Origin of the sequence: Advenella faeciporci (assembly GCF_014652395.1) — a bacterium.
In the GTDB taxonomy this organism is placed as follows: Bacteria; Pseudomonadota; Gammaproteobacteria; order Burkholderiales; family Burkholderiaceae_B; genus Advenella; species Advenella faeciporci.
In genome coordinates this window covers 61,117-74,015 of sequence record NZ_BMYS01000002.1, presented here as the reverse complement: position 1 = coordinate 74,015, position 12,899 = coordinate 61,117, and the positions used below count along the sequence as shown (strand labels likewise).

The window sequence follows — 12,899 nt, the reverse complement described above, 5'->3', positions numbered from 1 at the left end:
AAAAAAAACCATGTTATATAGCATTCTTGCCGATATGAATGATGAGTTGCCAGCTGCATTAAGACTGGAAAGACTGGTTCAGACTATCAAAACCCAATTCAACTGCGGAGCGGTTGGTCTATTGGCCATTGATGATGATGCACTTAAGCTGGTTTCTGCCAAGGGTCTGGTTCATGAGTCTCTTGGTCGTCGCTTCAAGATAGCAGAACACCCCCGTTTTGCTGCCATCCTGTCCAGACGGGAACCAATCCTGTTCGAACCTGACACCCCTTTGCCCGACCCCTACGATGGCTTGCTTGATGACCGGGCCGGAGAGCCCCTGTTAGTTCATGACTGTCTGGGCATGAGCCTGTACATAGAAGGAAAACCGTGGGGCGCCATCACCCTGGATGCCATAGAAGACACCTTTACTGATGAGTCCATTGATATTCTTGCCCGCTATGCCCTGCTGATTCAAACCTGCATACGCATGACACAACTTGAAAAAGACAATAAAAACCTTCGGCAGCTTAATATCACTTCCGGCCAAAATACTGCCATTAAAGCTGAACAGGAAATCATTGGGCAAAGCGACCCTATCCGGAAACTGATGCAAGAACTAAACGTAATTGCCGATGCCAACCTGCCGGTTTTGCTACTAGGCGAAACCGGCGTGGGCAAGGACCTGTTTGCCCAACATATTCATCGCCATTCAAAACGCAATCACAAACCCATGATTCACGTTAACTGTGCTGCCCTGCCCGAAAACCTGGCGGAAAGTGAATTGTTCGGGCATGTCAAAGGCGCTTTTTCAGGTGCCGAAACAGAGCGACCCGGTCGCTTTGAGGCTGCCCATGGAGGCACGATTTTCCTGGATGAGGTAGGTGAATTATCCTTGAATATTCAGGCGAAGCTGTTACGTACCTTACAAAATGGTGAGATACAGCGCCTGGGCGCTGACAAATCCAAAAAAGTCGATGTGAGAATTGTGGCAGCCACCAATCGTGACCTCAAGGCCAGTACGCTGGATGGCAGTTTCAGGGTAGACTTGTATCACCGCCTTTCGGTTTACCCCATTCATATCCCTCCCTTACGTGAACGGGGCAAGGATATCCTGATGCTGGCAGGGTATTTTCTGGAATTCAATCGGGCCAGACTTGGCTTGCGCAGTATCCGGCTGACCAAAGAGGCCGAGCAAGCCTTAATGGCTTATGATTGGCCCGGCAATGTCAGGGAACTTGAACATATCATCAGCAGGGCTGCGATTAAAATGTTGGGTAGTGGTGCTTCCCGAAATAGCATTTTAAGCATCGAACCCCAGTATCTGGATATCGTTAACAATCATCCAGTCATATTCAGTCAGCTTGAAATACAGCCTCCTGCCGTCATGACACCACCCGTCAGCCCAAAACCAGTCATACAGCCCATGAATGAGGCGCTCAAGACTTTCCAGCACGATCTTATTCAAGCCGCCCTGGAACAAAGCGGGCAAAACTGGGCCAATGCAGCACGTTTACTGGACATGGATGCAAGCAATCTCCACAAAATGGCTAAACGGCTGGGGATGAAATAACAGAAACGGCAGGCTAACGACATAAAGGCGACAATAACAACGCCTTTTTCAAGTTAAAAAAACCTGTATGTTAATGAATGATCCATTTAACTTAACAAAGCCCTTTGCTTGAGTCGGGTCAAGGTATCGCGTGCAGCCGCTGCCTGTTCAAACTCAAGATTACGGGCATGATCATGCATTTGCTTTTCCAGACGCTTGATTTCACGGGCCAGGGATTTTTCATCACCAATGACATCCATGAATTCCAATTCATTATTGAGGTTTGCCTGCGCGGCATTGGAAATCACTCCATCAATCATTTCCCTGACAGCCTTGCTAACGCCTTTGGGTGTAATACCGTGCTCTTCGTTATACTTCATTTGCTTGTTACGGCGCCTTTCCGTTTCACCCATTGCTTTGTGCATGGAATCAGTAATTCGGTCTGCGTATAAAATTGCCTTGCCATTCAGGTTACGTGCAGCCCGCCCAATGGTTTGAATCAGGCTGCGCTCGGAACGCAAAAAACCTTCTTTGTCTGCATCAAGAATGGTAACCAAAGACACTTCAGGAATATCCAGTCCTTCGCGCAAAAGGTTAATTCCCACCAGCACATCAAAATGCCCAAGGCGCAAGTCCCGAATAATTTCAACCCGCTCAACCGTATCAATATCAGAGTGCAGATAACGCACTTTAAGCCCGTTTTCGGTGAGGTAATCAGTCAAATCTTCGGCCATGCGCTTGGTTAGCGTGGTCACCAAGACCCGTTCACCCTGGGCTATGCGCAATTTTGCCTCGCCCAGCAAATCATCAACCTGTGTGCTTGCCGGCCGCACTTCAACAACAGGGTCTATTAGTCCGGTCGGACGAACCACCTGCTCCACAATATTATCGGAATGCTCTTTTTCATAATCGGCCGGTGTGGCAGACACAAAAACACTTTGCCGCATACGTTGCTCGAATTCTTCCATTTTAAGCGGGCGGTTATCAAGGGCGGAGGGAAGCCTGAAACCGAATTGCACCAGCGTTTCCTTGCGTGAGCGGTCACCGCGATACATGGCGCGCAACTGTCCCATCATGACGTGACTTTCGTCAAAAAACATCAGTGCATCTTCAGGAAGATAATCAATCAGGGTGGGTGGTGGTTCTCCGGGGGCAGCACCAGACAAATGTCGGGAGTAGTTCTCGATTCCTTTGCAAAAGCCCAACTCCTGCAGCATTTCTATATCAAAACGGGTGCGTTGCTCTATTCGTTGCGCTTCTACCAAATGATTGTTATCAATAAAAAACTGAACCCTGTCGCGCAACTCGGCCTTGATGGTTTCAATGGCACGCAATACCGTATCGCGTGGGGTTACATAATGCGAACTGGGGTACACCGTAAAACGCGGCACTTTCTGCCTGACCTTGCCCGTCAGCGGATCAAAAAGCTCAAGCGTTTCAATTTCATCATCAAAAAGCGTTAACCGTAAAGCCAGCTCGGCACTTTCCGCAGGGAAAATATCAATCACCTCACCACGAACCCTGAAAGCCCCCCGGTCAAAATCAACGTCGTTGCGCTCATACTGCATGGCGACCAGTCTACCCAAAAGCTCTTGCCGTGGAATCCGGTCTCCGGCACGCAAAATAAGCACCATGGCGTGATAGTCGGCCGGATTGCCAATACCGTAAATACAAGACACGGTTCCAACAATAACCGTATCCCGCCTTTCCAGCAGGCTTTTGGTTGCCGAAAGCCGCATTTGCTCTATGTGCTCGTTAATGGAAGAATCTTTTTCTATGAACAGGTCACGGGTAGGTACGTAGGCTTCAGGCTGGTAATAGTCATAGTAAGAAACAAAATATTCAACGGCATTATGCGGAAAAAACTCGCGCATTTCAGCGTATAATTGTGCTGCAAGAGTTTTATTGGGTGCCAGAACCAAGGCCGGTCTGCCAAGTTGTGCGATGGTATTGGCCATTGTGTAGGTTTTCCCCGAACCCGTCACACCCAGCAAAGTCTGAAACATCAGACCATCCCGAATCCCTTCAGTCAAGGACTCAATGGCCTTGGGCTGGTCTCCGGCGGGTGGGTATGGCTGATACAGCTTAAAAGGACTGCCCGGATATTCTATGAAACCTGGTTCACTCATGCTAGACTTTTACTTTAATGATCTGATTGAAAACAAACTTGCAATCATACATTATCCTCTTTATTTAACAACTTCGGCAAATCCGCCGCATATCAGAAGATGACCACACTTTTTGAATCTGTCGAGCTGGCTCCTCGCGACCCTATTCTTGGCCTGAACGAACAATATAACGCTGACACCCGCTCTTCCAAAGTCAATTTGGGCGTAGGCGTATATTATGACGATGAAGGACGCATTCCTTTATTGAAAGCCGTGCATAAAGCAGAAGTGGCCCGCATTGAAGCGGCTGCGGCACGCGGCTACCTGCCTATCGAAGGTCTCAAGAATTACAACAAGGGCGCACAGGAACTGCTGCTGGGTAAAGAGTCACCGTTGACCAAAGAAGGACGAACCCTCACCTTCCAGGCCCTGGGTGGAACCGGTGCCCTTAAAATTGGCGCAGACTTCCTTAAGCAAATCACCCCCGATTCAAAAGTATTCATCAGCAACCCAAGCTGGGAAAATCACCGTGCTCTTTTTGAGCGCGCCGGTTTTACAGTCGAAAACTATACCTACTACGATGCCGCTTCCCATGGCCTGGATTTTGAAGGCATGCTGGCATCTTTCAAAAACATGCCAGCAAAATCAATCGTTGTTTTGCATGCTTGCTGCCACAATCCAACCGGTGTAGATCCTACCCTTGAGCAGTGGAAACAAATTGTCCAGCTTGTCCAGGAAAAAGACCTTATCCCTTTCCTTGATATTGCTTACCAAGGTTTTGGTGATGGCCTTGAGGAAGATGCAAAAGTAGTTCGCCTGTTTGCAGATTTAGGCATCTCCATGTTTATCAGCTCTTCTTTCTCCAAGTCATTCTCCCTTTACGGAGAACGGGTTGGAGCATTAACCCTGATCACCAGCAGCGCAGATGAGTCCACCCGCGTTTTAAGCCAGGTCAAGCGTGTCATTCGCACCAATTACTCTAACCCGCCCACCCATGGGGGGACCATTGTAAGCAGTGTGCTTAATTCCCCTGAATTGTTTTCCCTTTGGGAGGAAGAACTGTCTGGAATGCGTAACCGCATTCGTAACATGCGCCAGCAACTGGTTGCCAAACTGAAAGAGCACGGTGTGACACAAAACTTTGATTTTGTCCTTTCACAGCGCGGCATGTTTTCTTACTCTGGCCTCACTTCAGATCAGGTAGATCGCTTGCGCAATGAACACGGTGTATATGCCGTATCAAGCGGCCGTATCTGCGTTGCCGCACTTAACAGCCGCAATATTGATTACGTTGCCAAGGCAATTGCACAGGTTTTATAAACAAGCACTTGCATTTTGGCTGTAAATGAAGCAAAATCGGGCTGTATGAATATACAGTCCGATTTTATGGCATATACAGCATGACAATTAAACTAACCGCAAGACAACAACAGGTTCTGGATCTAATCCAGCAAAATATTCAAAAAACCGGTTTCCCGCCCACGCGTGCTGAAATCGCCAAAACACTTGGTTTCAAATCCCCCAACGCTGCCGAAGATCATCTAAAGGCCCTGGCCAAAAAAGGTGCCATTATCTTGACGGCCGGCGCCTCCCGTGGCATCCGTCTGGCAACGGCCAATCCTGGCCCCAATATCAATCCAGAAGAATCATTTCTGGACAAAGTCTCTCAAATACTTCTACCGGTAGTGGGTCATGTAGCAGCGGGCAATCCTATTCTTGCGGCAGAACACATTGATCGTGAAATTAACGTGGACCCTGCCCTCTTTATGCAACAACCCGACTTCCTGCTTAAGGTAAAAGGCCAAAGCATGAAAGATATCGGCATTCTTGATGGCGACTTGCTGGCAGTAAAAAAATACCCGGAAGCACGCAACGGTCAGGTCATCGTGGCTCGAATCGAAAACGAAGTAACCGTTAAACGTTTCATAAAAAAAGCCTCGCATATCGAACTTTTACCTGAAAACCCCGACTTCTCACCCATTATTGTGCGTCCCAACCAGGAATTCACCATTGAAGGTATAGCTGTTGGCCTGATCAGAACCCACAACCTGAATTGATTAATTCTTGAAATAAAACATTCAGGCATGGTCCTTCGAGCCCAGGGAGCATGCCTGTTTCCATTTCAACATAAAGCCAGGTTAAAAAATATAATCCTCAAACAAGCTTAACCAATTGTTTTCCAAAATTATGCCCCTGCAACAACCCTAAAAATGCTTCAGGAGCACTTTCAAGCCCAATGCTTACCGATTCCTTGAAAATAAGGACACCATTGGCAACGGCTTCGGCCAATTCAGCCAGTGCCTGAGGCCAAATATCCAAATGATCTGAAACAATAAAACCGGTAATACTTGCTCTGGAAACCAAAATGGCTCTTGGGTTGTTTATCGGAATGGAGCGGCCATCATAACCGGCAATCAGACCACAAATAGCTACCCTGGCAAACGGATTAAGATTTTCAAGTACAGCATCCATGATATAGCCGCCCACATTCTCATAGTAGGCATCGATGCCATTAGGTGCCAATTGCTTCAATTCATGTGACAGGGTTTCGGTATCAGGGTAGGCTTTGTAATCAATACAGTCATCAAAACCCAGAATTTCAACCACGTAATCACATTTTTCAGGGCCGCCGGCAATGCCGATAACGCGGCATCCTTTTTGTTTGGCCAGTTGCCCCACCACACTACCTACCGCGCCCGAAGCAGCACTTACCACCAGTGTCTCGCCAGGCTTCGGGTTAAGTATTTTATTCAGACCATACCAGGCAGTAATGCCTGGCATACCTGCCGCACCCAAGTAAACGCTCATGGGAATGCGTGAAACATCAATTTTACGTATATGGTTGTTCTCTGTTGAAGGGCTTGCGCGGAAATACAATTGCCAGCCTCCGGTACATAGAACCGTTTCACCCGCCCTAAAGCCAGGATGTTTTGATTCCACCACTTCACCAACTGTCCCGCCTTGCATGACTGTATTCAGTTCTTGCGCAGCCGCATAATTTTTGGCTTTGCTCATTCTTCCGCGCATATAGGGATCAAGGGATAAGTAGTGATTACGCACCAGGATTTCCCCATCATCAATTTGGGTAATTACCTCATCTTGCAGCTTAAAGCAATCAGAAGTCACCACAGCATTTGGATATTTATCAAACAGATACTGCCTGTTCATATAGGGGAACCCGGACATAGATACTTCCTTTGTTTAATTGGTTAAAATCATTCGTGAATATGGAATAAAATATTGCTTGCTTTGCAGCATGATACCTGCTTTCAGTTATGTCTGAAGCGCAAATAAAATTCAAAACACCATATCCTGATCATAAATAATAGAATATGGTGTTTTATTTGGGGCTTATAGACGCTGCTTAATACCTAAGCCAGACTGGTATGCACTCTGCCAGCATGGCCAGGCAACCTTTTCATCCTTCTTCCCTGCGCCAGCCAAACCAGCAAAATGATAATGAGCGCAGGTACAAAGAACCACAGTTCAGAAGGACGAGCTGGGTTTGGAACTTTAAGCTCCAGTACATCCCACCCTGCATCCCAGCCTGACTTCTGGGCATTGCTGCCAAAACGGACACTGGCCAACTGAACCTGGTCTCCCAATACCATGAAATTAAGTCCGGCACCGTTCAGACGCTTCCTGCCAGCCAGTTCTTTATTAGAGGGGTCATCGCCTTCAACCAGGGCTGGTAAATTGACCGCCACTGTTTTGACAATTTCATCGCCTTCAATACTGAAGCCCTGCAGAACGGCCACAAACCGGGTGGACTCAGGCAGATCTGCCGCTACCGTATAGAGTTCTGTCACGGGACGCGATACATACTCATCAGCCAGTTTATTCATGAACCAATCGGGCCTGAACAACAGGAAAGTAGCCAGCAGAAGCAAAATTACTTCTATCCAGGTGCATTTAATCCTGAACCAGAACATGGTTGCCGCTGCAAAAGTAAGCGAAGCCAGCGTTGCACCAAAAACCACCAGAATGAGCTCCCACGCACTTCCGATACCAATTAACAAAATCAGGGGATTAAAGATAAAGATAAAAGGCAAAATGACGGTACGCATGGCATAGATAACCCCCATAACCCCTGTTTTAAGCGGGTCTTCCCCTGAAATGGCTGCCGCGGCAAAGGTGGCCAAACCTACCGGTGGTGTAATATCGGCCATAATGCCAAAATAAAACACAAACATATGCACGGCAATTAACGGGATGATAATGCCATTTTGCGCGCCCAGTTCAACCACAACCGGTGCCATCAGGGTGGCCATCAAAATGTAATTTGCCGTGGTTGGCATCCCTAATCCCAGGATCAGGCAAACCGCAGCGGTAAAGAACAGCATGACCAGCACATTACCCATAGAAACCAGCTCTACAAAAGCCGTCATGCGCAGTCCCAGACCGGTTAAGGTAATAGCCCCCACAATTAACCCGGCGGTACCGCAGGCAATGGCAATACCAATCATGTTACGAGCGCCTTCCTCTAGGCCGGTCAGGGTTTCTGAAACCCCCTGTTTGGCAGCGGAGGAAAGGTTTTTCTTGCGGAACCAGGCAATAATCGGATGCTGAGTGAGCATCTGGAAGATCATTGACATACTTGCATAGAAAGCAGATAAGCCTGCTGAAAGCTGTTCTACGCTAAGGCACCAAACCAAAATACCGATAGGAATCAGGAAATACAGGCCCGCACGCACTGTTGGCCATGCTTCCGGCCTGACCGGATTGGCAATATCAATTTCCGTTGGCAAATCGGGATGTGAGGCGGTAATGCGCAAAAGCCAAACATACAGTGCCAGCAACAGGCCAAGCAGAATCCAGATGGCGGCAGCGCCGGCTATTTGCTGTACACCCACGCCGATCCAGTAAACCAGGCCCATAACGATAAGTGTTCCCGAAATACCCAAACCCCACCCGGCCAGTTTTTGCGTGACGGTTTTAGGCTTGCCCGCACTCATCATGGGTTCAATACCCAATTTCAGGGCTTCAAGGTGAACGATATAAAACAGGGCCACATAGGAAATACTGGCTGGCAAAAGTGCATGTTTAATGACATCGGTATAAGGAATGCCGACATATTCAATCATCAGGAAAGCAGCAGCTCCCATTACCGGTGGCATGATTTGGCCGTTAACGGAAGAGGCGGTCTCAATAGCACCGGCACGAATCCCCCCATAACCTGATTTTTTCATAAGCGGAATGGTAAAAATACCCCCGGTTACCACATTCGCAACAGAAGACGCCGACACGATACCGTTAACCGCCGATGACACCACAGCCACTTTGGCCGGGCCACCACGTAAATGACCCAGCAAGGCAAATGACACCTGCATCATATAGTTGCCGGCGCCACAGCGGTCAAGCAAAGAGCCCAATAATACAAAAATGAAAATGTATGAAACCGATACGCCCAGCGCGACCCCGAAAACGCCTTCAGTGGTTAGCCACATGTGTGACGCCAACCGTTCTACCGATGCTCCTCTGTGGGCCAGGACATCGGGCAGGTACGGACCTAAAAAAACATACAGCAGAAAAACCGCACCCAAAATAGTCATCGGCGCACCCAAGGCACGACGGGTCACTTCCAGCAACAGGAGCAGGCCAATACTTGCAGAGACCACATCTACCGTGGTTGGCAAACCAGGGCGCATAGCCAACTGGTTATAAAACAAATAAAGATAGGCACCGCAAAAACCGCCCATAATGGCAAATACCCAATCGTACCAAGGCATGTAATTGGATGCTTTTTTATTGAATGGGTAGGCCAGATAACCAAGAAATATGGCAATACCCAAGTGAATTGAACGAGCTTCGGTATCGTTGAAAATAGCGAAATTGAATGTAAATGGCAATGGTGAAGAGTACCATAGCTGAAAAAATGACCATATAAGCGCACCAACGGCCAGTACACCACCCGCAACACCGCCCACATGTCGTCCACCTCTGTCAACATCGGCGACCATTTGTTCGAGTGCTGCATTTTTTTTTGCGTCTATATCAGTACTCATAATTTCCCTTCATTTATATACAACAAAAGGTCACTGTTGGAATGCTCTAAAGATAAATTCCAGACCAGTGACCTTAAAAAACAATATTATTATTACTTGATCAGGCCTTTTTCTTTGTAGTATTTTTCAGCGCCAGGATGCAAAGGGGCAGACAGACCGTTTTTAACCATGTCTTCTTTATTAAGATGCGCCAGTGCCGGGTGCAGTTTTTTGAAGTCCTCGAAGTTGTCAAACACGGCTTTGACCACGTTATACACTGACTCTTCGGGAACATCGGCAGAACTTACGAAGGTAGCCAATACACCATAGGTTTCAGTTGGGTCAGGGTTATTTTGATAAAGACCACCCGGAATGGAAACCTTGGCGTAGTATGGATTGGCTTCAACCAGTTTATCAACCTCGGGGCCGGTAATGGGAACCAATTGCGCACCGCAAGTTGTGGTTGGATCCTGGATATTTGCTGAAGGGTGACCTACGCCATAAAAGAAACCGTCAATTTTGCCGTCACACAGTGCCGAACCGTGCTCATCGGGTCGCAACTCCGAGGCAAGCGAAAAGAACGTCATGTCCAGGCCCTTTGCCTTAAGCAACTGCTCCATGGACGCACGTGTACCCGAACCTGGGTTGCCGACGTTAAAACGTTTACCCTTCAGGTCATCAAATGACTTGATATTGGCTTCTTTGCGGGCAAGAATCGTAAACGGCTCTGGATGAATGGAAAACACTGAACGCAGTTTTTCAAAAGGCTCCTTGAACTGACCCTCGCCTTTGTAGGCATTGTAACCAACGTCAGATTGCACAACGCCCAAGTCCAGTTCGCCCGCTTTAATCGTATTGACGTTAAAGACCGAACCACCGGTTGACTCTACGGAGCAACGCAAGCCATGATCGGCGCGGTCTTTATTGACCAGTCGGCAAATGGCACCACCTGCAGCATAATACACACCCGTGACACCACCCGTACCGATACTGACAAATTTTTGCTGGGCAATTGCTGCCCCCGGAGCGGCAATAACAGAAAACAATGTCAGCGCACTGGCTGACAGGGCAAAGCGTTTGCTTAAAGATTTTTTCAAAAGTTTATTCATGAATTGTCCCCGCTATATGTTGAATACAATGGCTAAATACTAACCATTTGCCTGATAGTACACGAATATCACGGCTTAATCACTCAGGGAAACACTAATAAACCCTTATCTATCACACAAAACCAGACAAATTCAGCTAACTATAAACTAATCAAGTTCAAACTATTCGGGTAAGGGAACAGGTTCATCATTAAATTTATAAACCAGCTGCACAGGCCGCATACTGGGCACTGTACCGTGATGCCCTGTCTTTGACTTTTTGTGCCGTATTAAGGAGCCATCTTTTACTTTGGTGGCTACCGTTGCGGTAACCGGTCCAGCCCTCATGATAATTCAGGTATTGGGCATAGGCGTCCCACTTGGAAACACCGTTTACCTTTTGGGCCTTACTCATATACCAGCCCATAAAATCAAGGGCGTCTGAAAAATCATCACGGTCTGGACTCCAGCGATTGGATTCTTTACGATAATCGCTCCATACTTCATCTTTTGCCTGGGCATAACCGAAGGCAGAGCTTACCCTGCCCCAGGGAATAATACCAAGCACATAATTTTTGGGCGGCCTGGCATCGTGACGAAAAGTGGATTCCTGATACATCATGGCCATGGGAACATGAACCGGCACTCCCCACTTCTCTTTGGTAGAGAGCGCAGCTTCGTGCCATGACGGCTTTTCCCGGAAAATCTCACAGATATTCTCCGGGTTGGCTGGCGGTGTGGTACTGCACGCCGACAGCAGCAATAAAAACAATGACGAAATGCCGGTTTTTGAAATGCTGTTTTTTGTTAAACCCCTCATGGTATCCAATACTTTCCTGTGATAGAGCAATACATAATAATTATAATTATTGTAAAGCAATAGATGCATGCTGACCATCTGCCTCACCTTATGGAAAAATACGGAAAATCAACTATACTGGCATTTTTAGTGGGCTTTGAAAAATGCTTTCTTCTTTGACTACTTATCAACCCGTTATAGTACGGAAACACAATGTCGCCAATTCAAAATAAAAACAGTACCCAATATCACTTTTTCCTTATTTTGCTGACTGCGGTTTCCATTGGCTTTATATGGTTACTCTTGCCCTATTACAGCGCCATTTTCTGGGCAGTCATTTTCAGTGTACTGTTCAGGCCTCTTAACTTATGGCTCCTTAAAAAAATACCCAAGGCCCCCAATACAGCAGCACTGGTTACCCTGGTTATTGCATTGCTATTGGTCATCATTCCGCTCATTGCCATCACCACCTCTCTAATAAAAGAAATTTCTCTGTTATATCAAAGAGTTCAATCCGGTGAACTTAATCTGGGGCTGTATTTTGAACAAATCATTCAAAACCTTCCCCCTTTCCTTAAAGATATCCTTGATCGTTACGAAATTCACAGTCTTTTCGGTCTGCGGGAGAAACTGACTGAAGCGGCGGCGCAGGCCAGTAAATTTCTGGCCAACCAGGCCCTGAATATTGGCCAGGACACCTTTCAATTCCTGATCACATTCGGCATCATGCTGTATTTGCTGTTTTTCCTGCTCAGGGATGGCGGCTACCTGGTGCGAAAAATCAAATCCATGATTCCCCTTGGGCACGATCAAAAACAACATTTGTTCAACAAATTTGCCACTGTCGTCAAAGCAACTGTAAAAGGAAATATCCTGGTTGCAGCCACCCAGGGTGCATTGGGTGGGTTCATTTTCAGTGTGCTGGGCATTCAGGGTTCTTTATTGTGGGGAACCATCATGGGTTTCCTGTCCTTATTGCCTGCTATTGGCGCCGCCATCATTTGGCTTCCAGTGTCTATTTATTTTCTTGTCACCGGCGAAACCTGGCATGGTATAACCCTCATACTGTTTGGGGTACTGGTAATTGGTCTTACCGATAATGTGCTTAGGCCTTTACTGGTTGGAAAAGATACAAAACTGCCCGATTATGTCATCCTGATTTCCACGATTGGCGGCCTGACGGTCTTTGGTCCTAACGGCTTCGTTATTGGCCCTTTGCTGGCCGCACTCTTTATGGCATGCTGGGATCTTTTCCCTTCTTCCCTTGATTTATCACCCGACCCTGATAAAGAACCGGAAAGTCCGGCAGCGTCGACACCTGAAAATGAAGAGCGTCATTAGGGTATTGCCTGTTGTCCATTGTCCCTTAAAACAGGGTTACCTGTTCAA

The 12,899-nt window shown here is 47.3% G+C and carries 9 protein-coding genes; 4 read left to right on the top strand and 5 right to left on the bottom strand.

Annotated elements, in window-relative coordinates; translation table 11 throughout:
* The first annotated feature begins 10 nt into the window (after positions 1-10).
* Positions 11-1,552 (top strand): nitric oxide reductase transcriptional regulator NorR, encoded by a 1,542-nt coding sequence (gene norR, locus IE074_RS02160; protein ID WP_189383800.1) that lies wholly within the window; start codon positions 11-13, stop codon positions 1,550-1,552.
* Between the two features lie 86 nt (positions 1,553-1,638).
* On the opposite strand, the gene uvrB is transcribed toward norR, so the two are convergent.
* A complete protein-coding gene (gene uvrB / locus IE074_RS02155; protein WP_189383799.1) occupies positions 1,639-3,660 on the bottom strand; it encodes an excinuclease ABC subunit UvrB in 2,022 nt (673 codons plus the stop codon).
* A gap of 99 nt (positions 3,661-3,759) precedes the next feature.
* Between uvrB and IE074_RS02150 the strand changes: the two genes are divergently transcribed.
* Together IE074_RS02150 and lexA are read left to right on the top strand one after the other, a co-directional pair.
* Positions 3,760-4,959 (top strand): amino acid aminotransferase, encoded by a 1,200-nt coding sequence (locus IE074_RS02150; protein WP_189383798.1) that lies wholly within the window; start codon positions 3,760-3,762, stop codon positions 4,957-4,959.
* An 80-nt stretch (positions 4,960-5,039) separates the two neighbouring features.
* Positions 5,040-5,696, top strand: coding sequence for a transcriptional repressor LexA (lexA, locus tag IE074_RS02145; RefSeq protein WP_189383797.1), 657 nt, complete (start codon positions 5,040-5,042; stop codon positions 5,694-5,696).
* 97 nt (positions 5,697-5,793) lie between these two features.
* On the opposite strand, the gene IE074_RS02140 is transcribed toward lexA, so the two are convergent.
* From IE074_RS02140 to IE074_RS02125, 4 genes are all read right to left on the bottom strand, one after another.
* Positions 5,794-6,825 carry an NADP-dependent oxidoreductase gene (locus IE074_RS02140; protein WP_373297746.1) on the bottom strand — a complete coding sequence of 344 codons (1,032 nt, stop codon included), beginning with the start codon at positions 6,823-6,825 and terminating at the stop codon, positions 5,794-5,796.
* A gap of 185 nt (positions 6,826-7,010) precedes the next feature.
* Positions 7,011-9,644, bottom strand: coding sequence for a TRAP transporter permease (locus IE074_RS02135; protein ID WP_189383796.1), 2,634 nt, complete (start codon positions 9,642-9,644; stop codon positions 7,011-7,013).
* A 92-nt stretch (positions 9,645-9,736) separates the two neighbouring features.
* Positions 9,737-10,732 carry a TAXI family TRAP transporter solute-binding subunit gene (locus IE074_RS02130; RefSeq protein WP_189383795.1) on the bottom strand — a complete coding sequence of 332 codons (996 nt, stop codon included), beginning with the start codon at positions 10,730-10,732 and terminating at the stop codon, positions 9,737-9,739.
* Between the two features lie 196 nt (positions 10,733-10,928).
* A complete protein-coding gene (locus tag IE074_RS02125) occupies positions 10,929-11,531 on the bottom strand; it encodes a transglycosylase SLT domain-containing protein (protein ID WP_189383794.1) in 603 nt (200 codons plus the stop codon).
* Between the two features lie 192 nt (positions 11,532-11,723).
* Between IE074_RS02125 and IE074_RS02120 the strand changes: the two genes are divergently transcribed.
* Positions 11,724-12,851, top strand: a complete 1,128-nt coding sequence (locus IE074_RS02120; protein WP_189383793.1) for an AI-2E family transporter — start codon at positions 11,724-11,726, stop codon at positions 12,849-12,851.
* Positions 12,852-12,899: the final 48 nt, after the last annotated feature.